General features: G+C 65.0%; 21 protein-coding genes. 5 read left to right on the top strand and 16 right to left on the bottom strand.

Going from position 1 to position 22652, the window contains the following annotated elements:
* Nucleotides 1–3 precede the first annotated feature (3 nt).
* Together AC3WLX_RS08830 and AC3WLX_RS08835 are read right to left on the bottom strand one after the other, a co-directional pair.
* Nucleotides 4–1539, bottom strand: a complete 1536-nt coding sequence (locus AC3WLX_RS08830) for an ABC transporter substrate-binding protein (RefSeq protein ID WP_291622470.1) — start codon at nucleotides 1537–1539, stop codon at nucleotides 4–6.
* Between the two features lie 129 nt (nucleotides 1540–1668).
* Nucleotides 1669–2865: a CaiB/BaiF CoA transferase family protein gene (locus AC3WLX_RS08835; protein WP_492335532.1), complete on the bottom strand. Its 1197-nt coding sequence runs from the start codon at nucleotides 2863–2865 to the stop codon at nucleotides 1669–1671.
* Nucleotides 2866–3044: 179 nt separating this feature from the next.
* Between AC3WLX_RS08835 and glgA the strand changes: the two genes are divergently transcribed.
* Nucleotides 3045–4460: a glycogen synthase GlgA gene (gene glgA / locus AC3WLX_RS08840; protein WP_492335533.1), complete on the top strand. Its 1416-nt coding sequence runs from the start codon at nucleotides 3045–3047 to the stop codon at nucleotides 4458–4460.
* 326 nt (nucleotides 4461–4786) lie between these two features.
* Here glgA and AC3WLX_RS08845 read toward each other — a convergent pair whose 3' ends face one another.
* Together AC3WLX_RS08845 and AC3WLX_RS08850 are read right to left on the bottom strand one after the other, a co-directional pair.
* Nucleotides 4787–5929, bottom strand: coding sequence for a patatin-like phospholipase family protein (locus AC3WLX_RS08845; RefSeq protein WP_492335534.1), 1143 nt, complete (start codon nucleotides 5927–5929; stop codon nucleotides 4787–4789).
* Between the two features lie 70 nt (nucleotides 5930–5999).
* Nucleotides 6000–6824 carry a 3-hydroxybutyrate dehydrogenase gene (locus AC3WLX_RS08850; RefSeq protein WP_492335535.1) on the bottom strand — a complete coding sequence of 275 codons (825 nt, stop codon included), beginning with the start codon at nucleotides 6822–6824 and terminating at the stop codon, nucleotides 6000–6002.
* 177 nt (nucleotides 6825–7001) lie between these two features.
* On the opposite strand from AC3WLX_RS08850, the gene AC3WLX_RS08855 reads away from it, so the two are divergent.
* Complete coding sequence (locus AC3WLX_RS08855) at nucleotides 7002–7883, top strand: LysR family transcriptional regulator (protein WP_492335536.1); 882 nt, start codon at nucleotides 7002–7004, stop codon at nucleotides 7881–7883.
* Between the two features lie 241 nt (nucleotides 7884–8124).
* On the opposite strand, the gene AC3WLX_RS08860 is transcribed toward AC3WLX_RS08855, so the two are convergent.
* On the bottom strand, nucleotides 8125–8841 hold the full coding sequence (locus AC3WLX_RS08860; RefSeq protein WP_291627644.1) for a peroxiredoxin-like family protein: 717 nt from the start codon (nucleotides 8839–8841) through the stop codon (nucleotides 8125–8127).
* 86 nt (nucleotides 8842–8927) lie between these two features.
* The gene (locus AC3WLX_RS08865) at nucleotides 8928–9212 is read right to left on the bottom strand and encodes a hypothetical protein (RefSeq protein ID WP_291627646.1); all 285 of its coding nucleotides are present in this window, start codon (nucleotides 9210–9212) and stop codon (nucleotides 8928–8930) included.
* A gap of 239 nt (nucleotides 9213–9451) precedes the next feature.
* Here AC3WLX_RS08865 and AC3WLX_RS08870 point away from each other — a divergent pair, with 239 nt between their 5' ends.
* A complete protein-coding gene (locus tag AC3WLX_RS08870) occupies nucleotides 9452–9934 on the top strand; it encodes a cupin domain-containing protein (RefSeq protein ID WP_492335537.1) in 483 nt (160 codons plus the stop codon).
* 213 nt (nucleotides 9935–10147) lie between these two features.
* Nucleotides 10148–11350 carry an MFS transporter gene (locus tag AC3WLX_RS08875; protein ID WP_492335538.1) on the top strand — a complete coding sequence of 401 codons (1203 nt, stop codon included), beginning with the start codon at nucleotides 10148–10150 and terminating at the stop codon, nucleotides 11348–11350.
* Here the strand turns inward: AC3WLX_RS08875 and ccoS are convergent.
* From ccoS to AC3WLX_RS08925, 10 genes are all read right to left on the bottom strand, one after another.
* Complete coding sequence (ccoS, locus tag AC3WLX_RS08880) at nucleotides 11347–11514, bottom strand: cbb3-type cytochrome oxidase assembly protein CcoS (protein ID WP_492335539.1); 168 nt, start codon at nucleotides 11512–11514, stop codon at nucleotides 11347–11349. The two genes, AC3WLX_RS08875 and ccoS, sit on opposite strands and share 4 nt — an antisense overlap.
* Nucleotides 11514–13703 (bottom strand): cation-translocating P-type ATPase, encoded by a 2190-nt coding sequence (locus AC3WLX_RS08885; protein ID WP_492335540.1) that lies wholly within the window; start codon nucleotides 13701–13703, stop codon nucleotides 11514–11516. The genes ccoS and AC3WLX_RS08885 overlap by 1 nt, the downstream gene beginning before the upstream one ends.
* 11 nt (nucleotides 13704–13714) lie before the next feature.
* Nucleotides 13715–14200, bottom strand: a complete 486-nt coding sequence (locus AC3WLX_RS08890; protein ID WP_291627909.1) for a FixH family protein — start codon at nucleotides 14198–14200, stop codon at nucleotides 13715–13717.
* 15 nt (nucleotides 14201–14215) lie between these two features.
* Nucleotides 14216–15682: a cytochrome c oxidase accessory protein CcoG gene (gene ccoG / locus AC3WLX_RS08895; protein ID WP_492335541.1), complete on the bottom strand. Its 1467-nt coding sequence runs from the start codon at nucleotides 15680–15682 to the stop codon at nucleotides 14216–14218.
* A gap of 122 nt (nucleotides 15683–15804) precedes the next feature.
* Entirely contained in the window at nucleotides 15805–16680 is an 876-nt protein-coding gene (gene ccoP / locus AC3WLX_RS08900) for a cytochrome-c oxidase, cbb3-type subunit III (protein WP_291627905.1), read from the bottom strand.
* 6 nt (nucleotides 16681–16686) lie between these two features.
* Nucleotides 16687–16851 (bottom strand): cbb3-type cytochrome oxidase subunit 3, encoded by a 165-nt coding sequence (locus tag AC3WLX_RS08905; RefSeq protein WP_025034779.1) that lies wholly within the window; start codon nucleotides 16849–16851, stop codon nucleotides 16687–16689.
* A gap of 13 nt (nucleotides 16852–16864) precedes the next feature.
* Nucleotides 16865–17599 (bottom strand): cytochrome-c oxidase, cbb3-type subunit II, encoded by a 735-nt coding sequence (gene ccoO, locus AC3WLX_RS08910; RefSeq protein WP_291627900.1) that lies wholly within the window; start codon nucleotides 17597–17599, stop codon nucleotides 16865–16867.
* Between the two features lie 13 nt (nucleotides 17600–17612).
* Complete coding sequence (gene ccoN, locus AC3WLX_RS08915; RefSeq protein WP_492335542.1) at nucleotides 17613–19262, bottom strand: cytochrome-c oxidase, cbb3-type subunit I; 1650 nt, start codon at nucleotides 19260–19262, stop codon at nucleotides 17613–17615.
* Between the two features lie 356 nt (nucleotides 19263–19618).
* Nucleotides 19619–20044: a CBS domain-containing protein gene (locus AC3WLX_RS08920; RefSeq protein ID WP_492335543.1), complete on the bottom strand. Its 426-nt coding sequence runs from the start codon at nucleotides 20042–20044 to the stop codon at nucleotides 19619–19621.
* A gap of 38 nt (nucleotides 20045–20082) precedes the next feature.
* Nucleotides 20083–20916 (bottom strand): universal stress protein, encoded by an 834-nt coding sequence (locus AC3WLX_RS08925; RefSeq protein ID WP_492335544.1) that lies wholly within the window; start codon nucleotides 20914–20916, stop codon nucleotides 20083–20085.
* Between the two features lie 216 nt (nucleotides 20917–21132).
* Here AC3WLX_RS08925 and fixL point away from each other — a divergent pair, with 216 nt between their 5' ends.
* Nucleotides 21133–22650 carry a sensor protein FixL gene (fixL, locus tag AC3WLX_RS08930; RefSeq protein ID WP_492335545.1) on the top strand — a complete coding sequence of 506 codons (1518 nt, stop codon included), beginning with the start codon at nucleotides 21133–21135 and terminating at the stop codon, nucleotides 22648–22650.
* The last annotated feature ends 2 nt before the right edge of the window (nucleotides 22651–22652 follow it).

Below are 22652 nucleotides of genomic sequence, written 5' to 3' on the forward strand. Positions count from 1 at the left end.
CCGTCATTCCAGCCAAGTGGTCGAGACGTCCATCACGCCATTGTACATCTTCGGGAAGCCCTTCAGCCTGGCGCTCGACAGCGCGTAATAGGTATTCTGGAAGGTCCAGAACCAGATCGCCTCCTTGTTGATCAGGCGGCTGATGGCGCAGTAATCCTCGGTGCGTTGGCCCATATCGGCGGTGACGCGCGCGTGGTCGAGAAGCTTGTCGAGCTCGGGATTCGAATATCCGGCGAGCGCCAGCGGGCTGCCGCTGCGAAAATTCGCGTACATCTGCGGATCGGGATCGGCGAGATCGACGATGCGCCACGGCGTCAGCTGGAACTGGCGGGTGAAGGCGCGCGAGGGAATGGTGGCCTGATCGACCTGCTCGATCTCCATGTTGGCACCGGCGCGCTTCCAGAACTGCTGGAGCACCTGGCCGACCATGCGGCCGCGCGGCGTTGCGGTCACCAGCATCTTGAACTCGACCGGCTTGCCGTAATCCTTGAGCAGCGCCTTGGCCTTTTCGAGGTCGAACGGCAGCGCACCGTCGTCCTTGCACTTGACCCAGGAGCCGTCGCCGTAAGGATTGGTCGCGGGCCGGCTCAGGCCGTTGCTGATCGCCTGCGACATCTTGGGGCGGTCGATCGCCATCACCAGCGCCTGTCGCACGCGGACGTCGTCGAACGGCGCCACCTTGGTATTGAAGGCATAGACCGCAGCACCCGAGCCCTTGTACGTGTGCACGGTGAGCTTGGGGTCCTTCTGCGCCTTCATGATGTTGTCGGCGTCGTTCTCGTCGTCCCAGATGATGTCGGCCTCGCCCGATTGCAGGGAGGCGAAGCGCGACTGCGCGTCGGGCAGCGGCTTCAGGACGATGCGGTCGAGATAGGGACGGCCCTTGTCCCAATAATTGGGGTTCTTCTCCAGCACCATGCGGTCGCCGGCGGTCCATGATTTCAGGATGTAGGGACCGGTCCCGACGGGGTTGCGGTTGTAGTCATCGCCCTTGGTTTTCCAGGCGGTCGGCGAATGAATGACGTTGTTCTGGCTCTGGATGGTGATCGTCGCCGGCAGGTTCACGCTAGGATCGGTGAGATTGTAGACGAGGGTGTGGTCGTCCGGTGCCAGCACCTCTTTCACGTTGGTGATGTAGAAGGCACAGCGGCACTTGTTGGCGGGATCCTTCTGCCGATCGAAATTCTCCTTGAAGGCCTGCGCGTTGAACGGCGTGCCGTCGTGGAATTTCACGCCCTGGCGCAGTTTGAAGGTCCAGCTCTTGTAATCGTCGGAGTGGGTCCAGGAAACGGCGAGCTTGGGTGCAGGCTCGCCCTTGTCGTTGAGCGTGGTCAGCGTGTCGAAGATCGCGGCGGCCGCGGTATTGGTGGACGTGTCGTAGACGCCGACCTTGAGCGGATCGAAGCCTGCGATCTCCAGCTCCTGGCCGACCGTGATGCTGCCGCCCGGTTTCTGCGCCTGCGCCGGCGCGGTCCACGCAATTGCCGCAACGAGGAGAATCGGCGCGCGCTTGCGTGCCGCGGCAGCAATGTCCGTCATGGTTCCTCCCGGGATCCCTCGTCCGATGTTTCGGATCGTTGAACGACTTGAGGGCGAGATTGGCGACAATTGCTCGCCACGGCAAGAGGAACGCACGCGGATTCGACGCCGCAGGCGGCGGCAACGTGGTCAGGATGTCGCGGCTGTTTTGCCTGGCGGAATGGGCGCATGGCCTGAAACGCCCATCGCCTTACGCACCGCATCCGTGTGCTCACCGAGCACGGACACCGTCCTGGCAGGCGCCGTGTCAGCCCCCGACATCCGGAACGGCAGGTTGAGCACCTGGAACGAGCCACCCTCGTCCCGCACCTCGGAGAGCGCCCGGCGGTGCGCAAGCTGCGGATCGGCCAGCGCCTCGGACACGGTGCGGTAGGCCGAGGCCGGCACGCCCGCAGCGCCGAGCGCGACGAGGCATGCATCGGTGGTCAGCTGCCGCGACCAGGTTTCCACGCCGTCCATCAGCTCCGCCCAGTTCTCCCGGCGCGCGGCATAAGTTGCGAAGCGCGGATCGGAAATCCAGTCGGGGCGGCCGATCACCCCCATCAGGGCCTGAAACGTCTTCTCGCTGGCGATCGTGATCATGACATAACCGTTTCCCGTCTCGGTCGGCCCGAACATCGGGCGTGGCGGCGGCGCCACGGCAAACTGCGAGTTCTGCAACTCGGTCAGCGTCAGCGACAGCATCGTCTCCAGCATGGAGACGTCGATGTGCTGGCCGACACCTGTCACCGTACGCTGATAGAGCGCCGAGGCGATCGCGCCGAAACCGTAAGTGCCGGTGACGACGTCGGCATGGTAGATGCCGCAATAGTCGGGACGGCTGCGGCCGGGCTGGTAGGCCAGATGCGCCATGTCGTAGCCGGAGGCCGCGTGGATCACGGGAGCGTAGGCCGGCAGCTCGGCCGAGGGGCCGGTCTGGCCATAGCCGGAGATCGAGCAGTATATCAGCCGCGGGTTGAGCGGCCGCAGCCTCTCGTAGTCGAGCCGCAGCCGCTGCATCACGCCGGGGCGGAAGTTCTCGACCAGTATATCGGCGGTGGCGGCCAGCCGGCGCACCGCCTCTTTGTCGTTCTCGGACTTGAGGTCGAGCACCGCGCTCTTCTTGCCGACATTGAGCTGGCCGAACGCGGTGCTGCACCCGTTGCGGAGCGGAGGCCGGGTCCGCATCGTCTCGCCGCCGTCAGTCTCGATCTTGATGACCTCGGCGCCCATGTCAGCGAGCATCCGGGTGCAATGAGGGCCGGCGATCGTGGTCGAAAAATCCAGGACACGCAGGCCCGCGAAGGCCTTTGTCGTCGTCTCCTCATGCTTATCTGGTAGCTGCATCCTGGAGCTCTTTGGAACCTTCACTGTTCTCTCTGGTTGGTGCGGCGACCCTAGAGGGCGGCGGCTGAGTAGGAAAGTATTTACCGAACGGCGCACCGCGTGGGCGGGCTTGAGAAGTTTTAGGACAATTGGACCCGTTCTTGCATGGCAGCAAGCGGGATGGGAAGAGGGCGCCGTTCTTGAGGGTCTTGTTCGTCACCACAGAGATGGACGACTTCGTCCGCGTTGGTGGGTTGGGCGCGGTTTCCGCCGCGCTCCCCCGTGCACTTCGCTCCTTCGCCGATATCCGGATCATGCTGCCGGGCTATCGCGACATCATCGAGCAACTCACGCATATTCAGATCGTCGGCCGTTGCCCTGCATTCGCGGAAATGCCGGCCTGCTCGCTCGGCCGGGCCGCCACCAAGGACGGCATGCCGGTCTACGTGCTGTTGTGCTCACAGCTCTACGACCGTCCGGGCAATCCCTATGGCGACGAGTCCGGACGCGACTGGCCCGACAACGACATCCGCTTCGCGCGCTTTGCCTCGGCGGCGGCTGAGCTCGCCATGGGCAGGCTGGACAAGGATTGGGCAGCAGACCTGGTCCATGCCAATGACTGGCAGGCCTCGCTCGTGCCCGCATACCTTGCCTGGCACGGCGCCAAGCTGCCGTCGATCCTGACCATCCATAACCTCGCCTATCAGGGTATCTTTCCGAAGGACTCCCTGCGGCGGATCGGGGCGCCGGAGAGCTCCTTTCACATCGACGGCGTCGAATTCTACGATCAGGTCTCCTTCCTCAAGGCGGGCCTCGTCTACGCCTCGCACCTCACCACCGTCAGCGGCACCTATGCGCGGGAGATCACCACGGCCGAATTCGGCTGCGGCCTCGAAGGCCTGCTCCGCCTGCGCTCGGACGCCGCCGAGCTCACCGGGATCCTCAACGGCATCGACGAGAGTTGGGACCCGCGCTCCTGCGCCAAGCTCGCCCAGCAGTTCGGCGCGGGCGACTGGGTCGGCAAGAAGGCGAACGCGGACTACGTCCGCAAGCAGTTCGGCTTGGCGGTCTCGCGCGGACCGATATTCGGCATCGTCGCCCGGCTCGTTCACCAGAAAGGCATCGACCTCGTGCTGTCTGCGGCCGACGAGATCGTCGATGCCGGCGGGCAGATCGTGGTCACCGGCTCCGGCGAGCCGGCGCTGGAGCAGGCCTTGATCGACGCGCATCGACGCCGCCCCGATGCCATCGGCGTCGCCATCGGCTTCAACGATGCCCAGGCGCGCCGCATCTTCGCCGGCAGCGATTTCACCCTGATGCCGTCGCGGTTCGAGCCGTGCGGCCTCAGCCAGATGTACGCCCAGCGCTTCGGCTCCCTGCCGATCGGGCACCAGACCGGCGGCCTTGCCGAGACCATCACCGACGGCGAGACCGGATTCCTGTTCTCGAGACCCTCGCGCGAATCCTTCCTCGGCGGCGTGCGGCGGGCCTTCTCGGCCTTCATGGCCCACGACCAGCTCGACACCATGCGCCGCAGCGCCATGGGACGCTCGTTCTCTTGGAGCATCTCGGCCGGAAGCTACGGCGCGCTGTATCGCAAGCTGGCGTCGGTGTGAGGCACCGCTGTCATTCCGGGGCGCGCCGCTTGGCGCGAACCCGGAATCCATCGTTCTACCGGAATGCTGGGAGAAATGGATTCCGGGTTCGCGCTCCGCGCGCCCCGGAATGACAGCTGAAACACGATTGGCCTCGAGCCCCTATTCCCGCGCGGCGATCGCAGCGGGTGAGCCAGCTGCAGCAACAGCGCGCGGCCGCGCGCCGAGGCGCGGACCTGTTCGAGGGCTGATTCCAGATCCCTGGCTGACACCACTTGCAGTACCTTTCGGCTGCGGACTGCCGACCATCCGCAGGGCCGCTGGCAATTCGATGAAGGCGAGGCGCCCTACTCGGCGGCCATCGGCATCTCGTCAATATGCTCATGCAGCACCACGCCGGCGAGCGGATCGAATTCGCCAATCCACGGCTTGCGCGCCAATACCGCCTTCGTGTGCGCATAACCGGCATGCCAGCGCCGCGTGATCCCGGACGGACTGAAGTCGATATCCTTGGTGTGGGTCTCGCGCTCGAGCTGCGGCGTCAGCAGCCGCACCACATGCATGCGGGTCGGACAGCCGTAGCTCGCCAGCTCGCGCACGGCAGGGTCGTTGCGCTCGCTCTCGGGCAGCCGTGCCGCAAGTTGGTTGATCACGTGGCGCAGCCGGTGGGCCTGCTGCTGTCGCACGATCTGGCTCGCGATACGGCTGGAATATTGCACGTCCTTGTGCCGGTTCAACACCTCCGCCATCGTGGTCGGCTCGGGCCCGACGGGATTCCACAGATGCACGGAGAAGATCAGCGAGTTCCTGCGTGGATTGTCGTCGAACACCGCTTCCGTCGGCGTGTTCGACAGGATGCCCCCGTCCCAATAGAGCTCTCCGTCGATGCGCACGGCGGGGAAGGCCGGCGGCAGCGCGCCCGACGCCATCACATGCTTCACCGTCAATTCGCCGTCCCGGCTGTCGAAATAGCGCATCTCGCTGGTGCCGACATGAGCGGCACCGACCGTGAGGCGCGGCGCGCAGCGGTTGGCCAGATCGAAATCGACGAGCTCGTTCAACGTTTTCTCGAGCGGAACGGTCGAATAATAGCCCGCGTGATCGGCACCCAGCGGATAGGAATCGCCGGCATGCGCCAGGGGATTGGGCCGGAAGAAGCCCGGAATCCCGTGGGTGACGGTCGACCAATAGGCCAGCTTCTCGTTGAAGCCCGGAAACGCGGTGCGCCAGTCCCAGACCGGCTGCTGCTCCATCCGCTTCCAGAATTCCCGCAAGCGCGCGAGCCGGTGCTCGGGCGGGTTGCCGGCAATGAGGCTTGCATTGATCGCACCGATCGAGGTGCCGATGATCCAGTCCGGCTCGATGCCAGCTTCGTGCAAGGCCTGGTAGACGCCGGCCTGATAAGAGCCGAGCGCGCCGCCGCCCTGAAGCACCAAAACGACCTGACCCGGCAGGTCGTTGCCCTGTATGTTGGTCTGCGTACCGTTCATGAGTGGCTCCTGATCAGCTTGCATTGCAAGGGCATTCGTTGCCGACTGCGGCTCGTTGCGACGGCCCATGTTAGTGCGCGGTCCAGCCGCCGTCGACGGGCAGTGCGACGCCGGTGATCGAAGCCGCCGCGTCCGTCGACAGGAACACCGCGAGCGCGCCGAGTTCCTCAAGCGTGGCGAAGCGCTTGTTGGGCTGCTGCGCCAGCAACACGTCGCGGACCACTTGATCGCGGGAAATCCCATGCGCCTTGGCCTGCCCGTCGATCTGGGCTTCGACCAGCGGCGTGAAGACGTAACCGGGGCAAACCGCGTTGCACGTGATGCCTTCCTCGGCTGTCTCCAGCGCCGTCACCTTGGTGAGGCCGACGATGCCGTGTTTGGCGGCGACATAGGCCGCCTTGAACGGCGAGCCGACCAGACCGTGCGCGGAAGCGATGTTGATGATCCGGCCGAAGCCGTTCCGGCGCATCGCCGGCAGCGCGAGCCGCGTGGTGTGGAAGGCCGAGGTCAGGTTGATCGCGAGGATCAGATCCCATTTCTCGACGGGAAACTGGTCGAGCGGCGCGACGTGCTGGACGCCGGCATTGTTGACGAGAATGTCGAGCCGGCCAGATTGGGCGATGGTGGCTGCGATCATCTCGGCGATGGATTTGGGCTTCGTCATGTCGGCCGGCGAGTAGCTCGCCTTGATCCCGAACTCGGCGGCGATCTGCTCGCGGGTCCGACCGATCTCGCTTGCGACGCCGAGCCCGTTCAGCACGATGTCGGCACCGGCGGCGGCCAGCGCACGCGCGATGCCGAGGCCGATTCCGCTGGTCGAGCCCGTGACCAGCGCCACCTTGCCCGCCAGGGCGCGGGCCGGCTGAGATGTCTGCGCCTTCAGCGGCATGTTCATGACACGGTCTCCATTGCAACGACTGGGCTTTCCAGCCTGCGCAGAAGCTGGAGCATCGCCCGCCCAAACGGAAATACCGGCTGGCTTCCGAATCCATAGGCACGCGCTATTGCCGGCGGGATGTCATTCGCCAGCCGATCCGATAAGATCGGCTTAATTCTTGCTCGGAGCCGATCCATGGAAATGCACCAGGTCCGCTATTTCCTCGCGGTGGCGCAGCTCTTGAACTTCACGCGCGCGGCCGAAGAGTGCAACGTCACGCAGCCGTCGCTGACGCGCGCGATCAAGCAGCTCGAGGCCGAACTCGGCGGCGACCTGTTCCGCCGCGAGCGCCCCGCGGCGCAATTGACCGAGCTCGGTCAGCGCATGCTCCCGCTTCTCAAGCAGTGCTATGACGCCGCCGCCGGCGCGCGCTCACTCGCCTCCTCGTTCAAGAACGGTGAGATCGGCGCGCTCCGCATTGCGCTGACCCATTCGATCGACCTGGCCCTGCTGATTCCTCACCTCAACGAGATCAGGCGGCAGTTCAACCGGCTCGAACTGCGTTTCCTGCGCGGCACGAGCCGCGAAGTCGGTGAACTCCTGAAGAAGGGCGAGGCCGAGCTCGGCATCGCCGCCGAGATCGACGAGGCCTGGGACCGCCTCGACATCTGGCCGCTGTTCACCGAAAACTTCGAGCTCGTCATGGGCGAAGGCCACCGGCTGGCCGGCCGTAACTCGGTCGATCTGGACGATCTGCGATCCGAGCAGCTGCTCAGCCGGACCTTCTGCGAGCACGCGCGCCGCATCTCCGCCAGCCTGCGCGAGCACGGCATCGAACACGGCCACGAAATTTCGAACGAACGCGACCTGATCGAGCTGGTCGAGGCCGACATGGGCGTCGCCATGGTGCCGCACACCTCGCCCGTGCCGGAGCGGCTGACGCGCGCCGCAGTCGCAGGGCTGGACGCCCGCCGTACCGTCAACCTCTATGGAGTGGCAGGACGCCAACGCACGGCCGTGGGCAACGCCGTGATGCGGATGCTGCGCGGCGCCGACTGGCGGGAGATTGCGGGGTAGTTGGGCAACATCTGCCTTTCCTTCTCCCCTTGCGGGAGAAGGTGGCGCGAAGCGCCGGATGAGGGGTTCTATCCGTACGGAAAGCTTGGAGGCATACCCCTCGCCCAAGCGAACTCGTGTCTGCCAGCGTTGCTGCCCTCTCCCGCAAGGGGCGAGGGCACTCCAACTTGCGTCTCACTGCTTTGCAAGACCTCTATGTGTCTCGAGCCACGCGCCCTTCGCGGCAACAGAGATGCGCGCCTCAGTTCTCCCGGCTCGCGCTTTCCAGCGCTTCGATCAGATCATCGATCTCCATGCGCTTTCGAAAGTCCGGATCGACGAAGCGGGCTTTCACGATGCCGTCGCGTCCGACCACGAATACGGCCGGGATCGGCAGCATCCAACCATCATTGCCTTGGAATCTCGCCATGTCCTGATAGGACAGCAAGCTCTGTATCTCCGTGCCGAGCCAGATCGCGAGATTGAGCGACAGCGCGTAGCCGTTGTCGAGATCGGTCAGAATCGGAAACGGCGCGCCGGATTCGGCCTTGAGCTGCCCGGCATATTCCTGCGTCTCCGGCACGATCGCCACGATCTGCGCTCCCATCGCCTTGATGCGGTCCAGCGACTGGACCACGGCGCGGACATTGAGCCGGCAATAGGGACACCAATGGCCGCGGAAGAACATCACGGCGAGCGGACCGCGCGCCAGCAGTGCGGGCAGCGCGACGAGACGGCCGCCCTCGTCGGGCAGCATGAACGGCGGCATTGCATCGCCCGGGCGCGGCGCGGTCTCGCCGCCGCCATTCCCGCCCAATCGCGCCACGAGACGATCAACCGCCTCGCCATAGGCGGGAAAGACCTCGCGGCTGGCATCGGCATAGGCACGGAGCTGCTCGTTCAACGTGCCGTCCATGTCGCGGCAGCGCTGGAAGGCGAGCCTGAGCTGTTCGGCGTCGGCTGATGAGAGAGAGGTCATCTTCCTGCTCCGGCATTCCCGTTCGGTGAATACTAATTTCCCGCTTCGGCCGCCCGCAAGGGGCGGCCGCGCTGCCGGGACCCCGCTCAGTTCACGTAGAAATTGCCGGTCGGATCGAGCCGCCCCGGAGTGTAGTATAGCGATCCGTTGCTCATGAAGAAGACGGTGTTGTCGGGCACCTTCTTGGCGTTCTTCATCATGGCGTCGTGGTTCTTCTCCGCCGGGGCCATGGCCATCGCCGACATCTTGCCGGGCCCGCCATAGACATAGGCCATGCCGGCCTTGAAGTCCCAAGTGGCCTGCGAGAAAGCTGAGGTGGCGATGATTGCAAAGGCGGCGGTGGCGGCCAGTGTCTTGGATAATCTCGGCATTGGGGGGCTCCTCCCGATTGACATAAACGCCCGCCAATCGGGCGCCTTGTCATCGAACGCCTGAAGTTCTGAAAGCGGAAATGCCGTTGCCCAATCGGATCGATAGCCGCCGCGTATCAACATAGCGCATCGCTATCGCATCGAGAGCAAGCCGGCATTTCTAGAGGGACGCGGTTTCGACGAAGCTCCAGCCATGGCCCGCGACCATCACGGTTGCGGTCAACACAGGAGACCTTTTCATGTCCAGGAGCCATTCCTTGTCGCGTCTGATCTGGCCTGGCCTCGCCATCGTCGGCGTGCTCACGCTGTCGGCACAGCCGGTTTCCGCCGGCGACTGCCCCGCCGACAAGATCAAGCCGAACGCACGGCAGATGGTCGACACCAAACCGGTCGGCGTCACCGACGTGACGCTCGGCGCAATCGATCTCGGCAAGCAGCCCGCCCACATCGAGGGTCGCGAGCTGCGCTTCCGCAAGCTGACCATCGCGCCCGGCGGCATCGTGCCCTGGCACAGCCATGACGATCGTCCGGCGCTGATCTTCGTGCAGCAGGGCGAGATCGTCGAATACGCCTCCAACTGCGTCGATCCGATCGTGCACAAGGCCGGCGACATCCGTCCTGAAGTTGCCGGCACCTCGCATTGGTGGAAGAACCTCGGCAAGGAGACCGTCATTCTCTATGCCGGCGACGTCCGCAAGGATCCCAACGATCATCATATGTAGTTCGTCGCGGCCATCCCTCGAGACGCCCGCTTCAGGCGGGCTCCTCAGGATGAGGATCGCGTGTGTCGCGCCAGTTTCAACGAGCACCGATGCTGCTTAGCCTCACCCTGAGGGACCGCGAAGCGGTCGTCTCGAAGGGCGAGGCGCGCGCTCGGCGCCGACAAGCGCCGGAGTCGCCGCATCCGGAATGACAAGTCGAGGAGATGCCGCGCCATGACTGATCTGACCGCACCGATCAAGCCGATCACGACGACGATGGATGCGCATTCCCCCGGCCTGGCGCTGCGCTCGCTCGTGATCGGCCTCACCGCCTTCCTGACTGTGGTCGATCTGTTCGCGACGCAGGCCATCCTGCCTTCGCTGACGCGGCACTACGGCGTCACGCCCGCGGCGATGGGCTTTGCCGTCAATGCCAGCACCTTCGGCATGGCCGCGGCCAGCATCGTCGTCGGCTTCTTCAGCCCGCATATCGACCGGCGGGCCGGCATCCTGCTCAGCCTGATGCTTCTTGCAATTCCCACCAGCCTGCTGGCGCTGGCGCCAAATCTTGCCGCCTTCACCGCCCTGCGCGTCGCGCAGGGTCTATGCATGGCGTCCGCGTTCGCACTCACCCTCGCCTATCTCGGCGAGCAATGCAGCGCCACGGATGCCGGCAGCGCGTTCGCCGCCTACATCACCGGCAATGTCGCGAGCAACCTCGTCGGCCGGCTGATCTCGGCGGCGGTTGCCGACGGTCTCGGCCTCGCCTGGAATTTCTATCTGTTCGCCGCGCTCAATCTCGCCGGCGCGTTGCTGGTCTATTTCACGATCCGACGCGTGCAGCCGATGCATGCGATGACGCCGGCGGCTGCGCCGCTCGAGGCCGCGATCGCGCATTGGCGCGATCGGCGGCTGCGCGCCGCTTTCGGCATCGGCTTCTGCATCCTGTTCGCCTTCATCGGCACCTTCACCTTCGTCAATTTCGTGCTGGTGCGGCCGCCGCTGTCGCTCAGCATGATGGACCTCGGCCTGGTCTATTTCGTCTTCCTGCCGTCGATCGTCACGACGCTGCTTGCGGGCAAGGCGGTGGCGCGCATCGGATATCGGTCGACGATCTGGGGCGCGCTGGCTGTCGCAGGCATCGGCCTGCCGCTGACGCTGACCGCGCATCTCGCCGCCGTTCTCACCGGCATGGTTCTGTTCGGCGTCGGCACCTTCTTCGCGCAGGCAGTGGCTACCGGCTTTGTCGGACAGACCGCTACGGAGAACCGCGGCATCGCCAGCGGGACATATCTGGCGTGCTATTTCTGCGGCGGGCTGGTCGGCACGGCCGTGCTCGGGCGCCTCTTCGATGCTTTCGGCTGGCAGGCCTGTGTCGCCGGCGTCGGGGCATCACTCGCGCTAGCTGCTCTGCTCACCTTCGCCCTGAAACGCTAGCGTTTCGCCGCCGCTTCCTGCGGCGGCTCGTCATCGGCGATGGCGCGCCAGGCGGCGCCGTCGAGATCGTCGTACTGGCCGCTCCGGAGCGACCACAGAAAAGCGACGAGACCAGCCCCGCCGAGCATCAGGGCCAGCGGGACCAGGATGACCAGGATCTCCATCACACGATCTCCCGCGAGGTGCTGCGCGCGCGCAGCGAGTTCAGCATCACCAGGATCGACGATCCGCTCATGGCGGCCGCCGCGATCAAGGGCGTCACCACCCCGCTGATCGCCACCGGCACGGCGAGCACATTATAGCCGATCGCAAGCCAGAGGTTCTGCCGCATCAGCTGCAGCGCCTTGCGCGAGGCGTCGATGGCCGCAACCACCGGCGCCAGCGGGCGGCCGAGGAAGACGAGATCGGCGGTCGCCTGGCTGAGATGCGCGGCCGAGATCGGCGACATCGAGACATGGGCTGCCGCTAGCGAGGGCGCGTCGTTCATGCCATCGCCCACCATCAGCACCTTGGCCCCCCGCCGTTTCAACTCCTCGATCCGCGCGATCTTGTCGGCGGGCGTGACGCCGGCGCGCCATTCGGGGATGTCGAGCGCATGCGCCGCTGCCTTCACCGCCGGCTCGCGGTCGCCGGAGAGGATCTCGATGCCGACATCGCGCGCCTTCAGCGCCGCGATGACAGCTCGCGCATCCGGCCGCAGGCCCTGACGGACGGACAGGATGAAGCGTTCGCCGCCCTTGCTGAACGCGACGATCGACGCCTCGGGATCGAACGCCGCACCGCCGACCAGCGCCTCGGCGCCGCAGAAGGAGGGACGCCCGAGGCGAAGCTCGACGCCGTCGATCACGGCGCGCACGCCCTGCCCTGCCTCCTCCACCGCGCCGACGATCGGAGATTTCGCCGCGGCCGCCTGAGCGACCGCCGCCGCGACGGGATGATGGCTCGACAGCGCGAGCCGCCCGGCGAGTTCGAAGATATGGGCTGGGATGTCAGCCGCATTCATCACTTCGAGATCGGGCAGCGTCAGCGTGCCGGTCTTGTCGAAGATGACATGGTCGGCTTCGGCCAGCCGCTCGATCGCGTCGCCCGCATTGAGCAGCACACCCGCCTTGAACATCGCGCCCGAGGCGACCGTCTGCACCGTCGGAATGGCAAGGCCGAGCGCGCAGGGGCAGGTGATGATCAGCACCGCGACGCCGGTGACGATCGCGTCGTGCCAGCTCGCGCCGGCAATGACCCAGCCAAGGATGGTCAGCAGCGCGGTTGCGTGCACCACCGGCGCGTAGAGCCGCGAGGCGCGGTCGGCGAGGCGCATATAGCGCGATCGGGCCTGGAGCGCGTTGTCGAGCAGCCGCGTGATCTCGGCGAGAAGCGTCGCCTCCGAGGCGGCCGAGACCCGCACCCGCAACGTGCCGGAAATGTTCATCGATCCCGCATAGACCGGCGTGCCCTGCTCAGCCGTGACATAGAGCGTCTCGCCGGTGATCAGGCTCTGGTCGATCTCGGAGCGGCCCTCGATCACGGTGCCGTCGACTGCGCAGCGCTCGCCGGGCCGCAGCAGCACGATGTCGCCGGGATGGATCACCGCCACCGGCACCTGCGAGATCTCGTCGGGTCCGACGAACTTGGCGGCGGTCTCCGCCTTGAGCGCCGCGAGATTGCCGGCGACGGCGCGGGTCCGGCGCCGCATGTTCTGGTCGAGGACGCGGCCGACCAGGAGGAAGGTCAGCAGCATGATCGCCGCGTCGAAATAGGCATGCTCGGCGTGGTGGATGGTCTCGACCACGGACATGCCGAGCGCCAGGATCACGCCGATCGAGATCGGCACGTCCATGTTGGTGGTCTTCGCCGACAGCGCGCGCCAGGCCGAACGGAAGAACGGCTGGCCGGCATAGGCCGCCGCCGGCAAAGCGATCAGCGCCGACAGCCAGTGGAAGAAATCGCGCTGCTCGGGCAGCATGTCCGAGACGTTGCCCGACCACACCGGGATCGACAGCATCATCACGTTCATAGTGGCGAAGGCGGCGACGCCGAGGCAGCGCAGCAGGAAGCGGGATTCGGCGACCTCCGCCGCTTCCGCGCTCTCGGTCTCGAACGGATAGGCCTTGTAGCCGAGCTCCTCGAGCCGGTCGATGAAGCGGCCGGGGTCGAGCGTGCCGGCCTTCCATTCCAGCGCGACGCGGCGGTCGGTTAGGTTCACGCGCGCCAGCGTGACGTCGGGGATAGCCGACAGCCCGCGCTCGATCTTGGCCATGCAGCCGGCGCAATGGACGCCCTCGACCGCGAGATCGATGTGCCGGAGGCCCTCGCCCGCTTCGCGAACGTAGTGAGAGAAATCGCGCGTGACGTGCATGACGAAGTCCTTCAGTTCAGGATCACGCGGTTGCGCGACAGGAACACTCGCGTCCCCCGCGCCTCGCCCTCGATCACCAGATCCCATTGGCCCGGCGCGACGGATTCGGCGCTGCCGCGATAGAGGCCGATGCCGGATTCGGTGAGCTCGACGGCGAGATCGGCGCGCTTGTCGGTCGGCCGCTCCAGCCTGCCGCCGAACTTTAGCCCGGAGATCGGCTGCCCGCCGGCATCGCGCGCCTCGACCTGGACCGAGGCGCCGCCGTCGTTGCGGCGCTCGACATGGGCGTCGACCTTCCATTTGCGCGCAGCCTGGTCGTGCGCCGCCGAGATCTCGCGATCGTAGACGAGGCCGGCGGCATAGGGGCTGTCGACGTCGGTGCCGGGCAGCGTCGCGATCGCGAGCTTCATCATGGTCGCGTTGACGCCGATGACGAGGCCGAAGAAGGCGAGCAGCATCAGGAAGACTTTGGTTCCGGTCAGAGGCTTGGATGACATGGCGGTCTCCTGGATTTACGGCGCGACGAAGTTGTCGGTGGCGGTCGCGGCGACGCCTAGCCCGATGTCCATGACGTGGAAGCGGACCGGTATCGACTTCTCCGGATTGTTGTCGGCCGGCGCGGTGACCAGCAGCCGCAGTTCGCTGGTCGTGTCGCGCCGGATCACAATGATCGGCCGGTCCGGCGTTGCCGAATCGACGCCAACGACGTGCATCGTCGGGTTCACAGGACCCTCGACGTCGATGGCGATGGCACGGTCGTAGCCGCTCTTGTTCAGGAGCCGGACCGTGTAGGCGTTGCGGATCGAGCCGTCGCTGAGCTTGACGGCGACCGGGTTACGGTCGTGCAGCACGTTGACGTCGAGCAGGCTGCGGGTTGCCAACGTGTAGGTCATGAAGCCGCCGACGGCCGCGATGATGGCGCTGTAGGCGACGGTGCGAGGCCGGACGATCCGATAGATCGGCGCCTTGCCTTCCTGGCGGCGGTGGATGTTGATGTCGTTGTCGTAGCCGATCAGCCGCTTCGGCCGGCCGATCTTGGTCATCACGTTGTCGCAGGCGTCAATGCAGAGCCCGCACTGGATGCATTCCATCTGCGGCCCGTTGCGGATGTCGATGCCGGTCGGGCAGACCGCGACGCATTGGTAGCAATCGACGCAGTCGCCGACAGGCTGGCCCAGCGCGCGCAGCTCGGCGGCCTTCTTCACCGACGTGCGCTTCTCACCGCGGTCGTACCGATAGGTGACGTTGAGCGCCCATTCGTCGGTGAGCGCGGCCTGGATGCGCGGCCACGGGCACATATAGGTGCAGACCTGCTCGCGCATGTAGCCGGCGAGCACATAGGTCGTCGCGGTGAGAATGCCGATCCAGACATAGGCCAGCATCGGCCCCTGGAAGGTGACCAGCTCCTTCACCAGGGTCGGCGCGTCGTTGAAATAGAGCACCCAGGCGCCGCCGGTCCACCAGGCGATCAAGAGCCAGATCGAGTGTTTGAGCACGATCTCGGAGATTCGCTCCAGCTTCATCGGATCGGACGATTTGTCCTTCTTCATCCGCTCGCGCCGGTCGCCCTCGATCAGACGCTCGACGGCGTAGAACAGGTCGGTCCACACCGTCTGCGGACAGAGATAGCCGCACCAGATTCGGCCGCCGATCGAGTTCATCAGGAACAGCGCGATCGCGGCCACGATCAAAAGGCCCGTGAAATAGTAGACCTCCTGCGGCCACAGCTCGATGAAGAAGAAGTAGAAGCGGCTGTTGGGAAGATCGATCAGCACCGCCTGGCTCGGCGCGCCGAGGCCGCGATTCCAGCGCACGAAGGGCAGGAAATAGTAGACGCCGAGGCAGAACGCCATCAGGCCCCATTTGATCCGGCGGAATGTGCCGGACACGCTCTGGGGATAGACCTTCTTGCGGGCCGCGTAGAGCGGCCCGTAATCGTCACCCGATATGAGGTCTTTGGGGTTCACGGTCTTGTTCATCGCCTGGAGCTTCTCGAAAAGGTGCGATTAAACCTAGACCCGACACCGCCGCGTCAGTTGATCCAACGCAAACGGGGGCGCTTTTCTTCGCCCCCGCCGCAAGTCGTCGGCCGCGGACCGGCCTATTTGCCGCCGCCGAGCGAGTGGACGTAGACCGCCATCGCCTTGATGGTCGCGGGATCGAGCCGGCCTTCCCAGGCCGGCATGACGCCGGCGCGGCCCTGCGTGATGGTCTCGATCAGGCTCGCCTCGTCCGAGCCATAGAGCCAGATCTTGTCGGTCAGGTTCGGTGCACCGAGCTCCTGGTTGCCCTTGCCGGCATCGCCGTGACAGGCGGCGCAATTCTCCGCAAAGATCTTCTGGCCCTTGGCTGCATCGAAGCCGTTGCGGGTTGAAAGGCCCGACAGCGACCGCACGTAGTTGGCGACCGTGACGATCTCGTCCGGCTTCAGCACGCCGTCCTTGCCGAAGGCGAGCATCTGGCCCTCATGCGTCTTGGCATGACCAGACCGCACCCCGAACTGGATGGTCTGCATGATCTGGTCGAGCGAGCCGCCCCACAGCCATTCGTCGTCGTTCAAATTCGGGTAGCCCTTGGACCCCGTCGCGCCCGTTCCATGGCAGGGCGCGCAATTGTCGCCGAACACGGTCTTGCCCTTGGCGCGCGCGAGCGCCAGCAGCGCCGGATCCTTCTCGATGTCGGCCAGCGAGGCGGTGCCCAGCGCCGCCATCTTGTCACCCCGGATCTTCTCGAGATTGGCGAGCTCGACGGCGACGTCGGCGCGCGAGGAGTAACCGAACAGGCCGGTGGTGTTGCTGGCGATCAGCGGCCAGGCCGGATAGACGATCCAGTAGCCGATCGACCAGACGATGGTGAGGTAGAAGGTGATCACCCACCAGCGCGGCAGCGGCGTGTTCAGCTCCTTGATTCCGTCCCACTCGTGTCCGGTCGTGGACTTGCCGGAGACGGAATCGATGTCGCTAGAATGGTCGGTCATGTTTTCTCACTCCTCCCGCAAGGGCAGGTGCGCTGCCTTGTCGAACGCAGCCTTGTTACGGGGCCAAAATGCGTAGGCGATGATCGCGAGAAAGATCGCGACGAACACCGGTGTCCAGATCGTCGTCACGAGATCGGACGCTAGATTGTGGACTGTCAGGATGGCTTTCATCGTTCATGCCTTCTCAGCGAAGATTGGCTTTCTCGTTGTAGATCTTGAAGTCGACCAGCGTGCCGAGCATCTGCAGATACGCGACGAGCGCGTCCATCTCGGTCGGCGTGCCGGTCTTGCCGTCGAAATTGCGGACGACGGCCTTGGCGTAACGCTTCGTGAAGGCGTCGGTCCCGGCATTGTCCGGATCGGCCTGGGCCTTCAGGTCGGCGGCCGCATTGGCGATCTGCTCGTCGCTGTAGGGGACGCCGACGGTCCTGAGAGTGCGCATGTCGCCGGCGATGGCATCCGGGTCGATCTCGGCCTTGCCGAGGAACGGATAGCCAGGCATCACCGACTGCGGCACGATCGCCCGCGGGTTGGTCAGATGGGTGACGTGCCATTCGTCGGAATACTTGGCGCCGACCCGGGCGAGATCCGGACCGGTGCGCTTGGAGCCCCACTGGAACGGGTGGTCGTACATGCTCTCCGCGGCGAGCGAGAAGTGGCCGTAGCGCTCGACCTCGTCGCGCAAGGGCCGGACCATCTGCGAATGGCAGAGATAGCAGCCCTCGCGGACGTAGACGTTGCGCCCGGCGAGCTCCAGCGGCGTATAGGGCCTGACGCCGTCGACCTTCTCGATCGTGCTCTTGAGGTAGAACAGCGGGGTGATCTCGACGAGACCACCGACCGCGATCACCAGCAGGATGCCGACGATCAGGATGATCGAGTTCTTTTCGAAGATTTGGTGACGTGTCCAAAACGACATTTTCTTGAGCTCCTCATTCCGCCGGCTGGAGGGCGACGGGCATCTGGACTTCCTGCTCGCCGACGCGAACCGTCATCCAGAGATTGTAGGCCATGATCAGCGAGCCGATCAGGAACAGGCCGCCGCCTGCGGCGCGGATGATGTAGAAGGGATGCATCGCCTCGACGGTCTCGATGAAGGAGTATTCGAGGAAGCCGAGCGAGGTGTAGGCGCGCCACATCAGGCCCTGCAGGATGCCGGACACCCACATCGCCGAGATGTAGAGAACGATGCCGAGCGTCGCGATCCAGAAGTGCCAGTTGACCAGCTTCAGGCTGTAGAGGCCCTTGCGATTCCAGGCCCACGGCACCAGGCAGTAGAGCGCGCCGAAGGAGACGAAGCCGACCCAGCCGAGCGCGCCGGAGTGCACGTGGCCGATGGTCCAGTCGGTGTAGTGGCTGAGCGAGTTGACCACCTTGATCGACATCATCGGGCCTTCAAAGGTCGACATGCCGTAGAAGGCGACCGAGACGACGAGCATTCGCAGCACGGGATCGGTGCGCAGCTTGTCCCAGGCACCCGACAGCGTCATCAGGCCGTTGATCATGCCGCCCCAGGAGGGCATCCACAGCATGATCGAGAAGGTCATGCCGAGCGTCTGCGTCCAGTCCGGCAACGCCGTGTAGTGCAGGTGGTGGGGACCGGCCCAGATGTAGAGGAAGATCAGCGCCCAGAAGTGGATGATCGAGAGCCGATAGGAATAGATCGGCCGCTCGGCACGCTTCGGAATGAAATAGTACATGATAGCAAGGAAGCCGGCGGTCAGGAAGAAGCCGACCGCGTTGTGGCCGTACCACCACTGGAACATGGCGTCCTGGATGCCGCCCCAGGCGACGTAGGACTTGGAGCCGAACACCGAAACGGGCAGCGCCGGATTGTTGCCGAGATGCAGTACCGCGATCGTCACGATGAAGGCGAGATAGAACCAGTTCGCGACGAAGATGTGCGGCTCCTTGCGCTTGAAGATGGTGGCAAGGAAGACGAGCAGATAGGCGACCCAGACGATGGTCAACCACAGATCGGCGTACCATTCCGGCTCAGCATATTCCTTCGACTGGGTGACGCCGAGCAGATAGCCGGTGCCGGCGATCAGGATGAAGAAGTTGTAGCCGAGCACGACGAACCACGGCGCGAGGTCACCGGCAAGGCGCGCGCGGCAGGACTTCTGCACCACGTAGAACGAGGTCGCGATCAGCACGTTGCCGCCGAAGGCGAAGATCACGGCGGAGGTGTGCAGCGGGCGCAGGCGGCCGAAGCTGATCCAGGGCAGATCGAAATTCAGCGCGGGCCACGCCAGCTGCGAGGCGATGATGAGGCCGACGAGGAATCCGGCAATGCCCCAGAACATCGCCATGAAGGAGGCGAACTTGATCGGCCCCATGTTGTAGTTCGGGCGGCCGTTGATTTCCTGAGCCGGCAGCGCCGCCGGCCGCTCGAAGTAGCGGTTGACGATGAAGAACACCGCAGCCACGCTCGCCGCCGCGCTGAGCGCAGCGTGGAACGCGAAGGGTGCATCGAGCGCCTTGGCCGAGGCGATGACGCAGAGAAAGGCGGTGACTGCGAATACGACAGCCAAGCCGCTTTCACCGATGGTCATGGATTTTGAGATGGAGGGCTGGCTCATGCGGATTCTCTCTGAAAGAACACGCTGCCAGAAACCACATCCCCCCTCGCGAGGAATTGATTGAAATCAAGATGGCCTTGGAGCGGAGCCGTAGCGGACGAATATTTTCTCGGCTTCTCCGTATTTTTTCGGTGCGGCTAATTGAAGTGCCATCTCCCCTTGTGGGAGAGGGCAGCGAGGACAGCGCCGCAAACTCGCTTGGGTGAGGGGTTGGTGCAGCGAGGAACGGTGTCTCTGTGGAGACATACCCTCATCCGGCGCCATAGCCGAAGCTTCGCTTCGGCGTTCTTAAGAACGGCGGCCGAAGGCCGCCTATGTTACGTTCTCCCACAAGGGGAGAAGGGAAAGGCGTCACGTCACTCCCGCGCCGTCGCCTTCAGCGCCGCGATCACGTCCTCACGGGCGATGATGCCGGCCAGCTTCTGTGCACCGTCGAGCACGATGATGCTCCTGATGCGGTGCTCGACCATGATCTGGAGCACGCGTGTCAGCCGCGTATCGGGGCTGACATAGATGAACTCGGGCGTCATGACGTCGCCGATCTTGCGGCTCATCAGATCGTCGTAGCGCGGCAACATCTGGCTCGGCGAGAAGGCGAAGCACTTCAGGATGTCGAACTTGGTGACGATGCCGACCACCTGTCCGTCGTCTTCGACCGGATAGGAGTTGAAATCGTCGGTCTCGAACATCTCGCTGAGCTGGAACAAGTCGAGGCCGCGTTGCACGGTCTTGACGTTGCGCGTCATGTAGCCGTCGACGGTCTGTTCAAGAAATTGATACACGGCGCGTCCTCCTCCATTCCATATTGGCCGGCCGGTGGTCAGTGCGACAGCAGCACGCTGCGGGCGGTTTGCGTGATCAGATGTTGAGTCACGCCTCCGAGGATCAGCTCGCGAAATCGCGAATGACCATAGCCCCCCGCGACGATCAGGCCGGCGTCGACGTCGCCGGCGACCTTCTCCAACCGGGCAGCCGGGCTCTCGTTTCCTGCGATCTCAGAGACGCGCGCCGTCGCGGTGACGCCGTGACGGCCGAGCCAGGCGGCAACGTCGGTGACGCCGGCCATCACGGCCGCACGGTCGTCGTCGTGATCGGGGATCTCGACGATGGTGACGTCCCTCGCCTTGCGCAGCATCGGCAGCGCGTCCACCACCGCCCGCCGCGCCTCCGGCGTGTCCTTCCAGGCCACCAGCACATTGCGCAGGTCCAGCCATTTCGCCCCGTCGGGAACGAAAAGAAGCGGGCGGCCGGCCTGCATCACGAGGTCCTTGGGGCTCGCCAACGAGAACGCGTCGGAGAAGGCGGGGCTTCGCCCCCCGCTGACCACGATGTCGGCACAGCGCGCCTGCGCCAGCACGAATCGCGCCGGATAATCCATGGCGCTGCGCCATTCCACGTGCCCGCCGCGATTTTTCACGGCCGCGCGGAATTGTGCTTCGAGGTCGGCCAGCCGGCGTTTGACTGAGGCTTCGCCCTCATCGATCAACGCTTGCGCCTCGGCGCCGTCGGTGAAGTAGAGCGGCGGTGCGAACTGCGCCGCGGCCACACCGATGATGGCCGCCTCGAATCGCTCGGCGAGCTCCCCAGCGACCTGAAGACGCGCTTCGTTGGACTGATCGAGCGCCAAGCTGACCATAACGGTCGCGTATGTCATCGGATATCTCCAGCATTGCCCAATTTTCTCAAATGCTAGACCAGCTGCTGCGCGACAGGCTGAGATAGATCAAACCAGCCGCAGGTCGCCGCCCCGCCGTTCAGCGGGGAATCAGCCAGCGAATTCAACGTCCACGCTTGCCTCCAAGCGAGCCATGGGCGAAATTACGGGAGCGGTGAAGGCATCCTGCCCGCCCGCCCAGGATAGGAGCAGAGCTTGGCGCCGAGCCGCGAGACCCATCCGGCTGACGACGGCCGGGGCGATCATTTTCGGGTCCGCATCGAGGGATTCGGAGTGGGCACCTGGGACCTTGACCTGCAGACGCGCGAACTCGAATGGTCTGACACGGCCAAGCGGCTGTTCGGCCTCGGGCGGGACCAGGCCGTCAGCTACGATCTCTTTCTTTCGCAGCTGGAGCCGATCGATCGGGACCACCTCCTGAAGGCGATCGGGCGTGTCTCGGAAGGCGGCGGGGGGCTTGACCTCTCCTTCAAGGTCCGGGGGCCCTCGGGGAGCGGTCAATGGATCCGGGCCAGAGCCGGTGTGATCCGGGACGATACGGGCGCGCCGCGCCACCTCAGCGGGCTATTTCTCGACATCAACGCAGAGAAGCAGCTCGAGGACGATCTGCGCTCCCAGGAGAATCATCTTCGCTCGATTCTCGAAACGGTGCCCGACGCCATGATCGTCATCGATTCACGCGGCATCGTGCATCTGTTCAGCAGCGCCGCGGAGCGGTTATTCGGCTATAGCAGGCAGGAAGCCATCGGCCGGAACGTGAGCATTCTGATGCCGGAGCCCGACCAGTCGCGTCATGACGGCTATCTCGACCGATATCTCAGGACGAATGATCCGCACATCATCGGCATCGGCCGGATTGTCACGGGTAAACGCCGCGACGGCACGACCTTCCCGATGCACCTGTCCGTCGGGAAGACGCAGCGCGCTGGCGAGCCCTATTTCACCGGCTTCGTGCGCGATCTCACCGAACATCAGCAGACTCAGGCGCGGCTCCAGGAGCTGCAATCCGAACTCGTGCACGTGTCGCGGTTGACCGCGATGGGAGAAATGGCGTCGGCGCTGGCGCACGAGCTCAACCAGCCGCTGGCGGCGATCAGCAATTATATGAAGGGATCGCGCCGCCTCCTCGCCGGCAGCAGCGATCCCAATGCGCCGAAGGTCGAAAGCGCGCTGGATCGCGCGGCCGAGCAGGCCTTGCGCGCCGGCCAGATCATCCGCCGCCTGCGCGACTTCGTCTCCCGCGGCGAATCGGAGAAACGGGTCGAGAGCCTGTCCAAGCTGATCGAGGAAGCCGGCGCGCTCGGGCTCGCCGGGGCGCGCGAGCAGAACGTGCAGCTCCGCTTCAGCCTCGATCCTGACGCCGATCTCGTGCTGGCCGACCGGGTGCAGATTCAGCAGGTGCTGGTCAACCTGTTCCGCAACGCACTCGAAGCGATGGCGCAGGCGCAGCGGCGCGAGCTGGTCGTCGCCAACACCCGCGCCGGCGATGGCATGATCGCGGTGGAGGTCTCCGACACCGGCATCGGCTTCCGGGACGACGTCATTCCGAACCTGTTCCAGACCTTCTTCACCACCAAGGACACCGGCATGGGCGTGGGACTCTCGATCAGCCGCTCGATCATCGAGGCCCATGGCGGCCGCATGTGGGCCGAGAGCAACGCAGCGGGAGGAGCGACATTCCGCTTCACCCTGCCGGCAACCGACGAGAGCTGATC

This window comes from Bradyrhizobium sp. FW305-F6 (genome assembly GCF_058782905.1).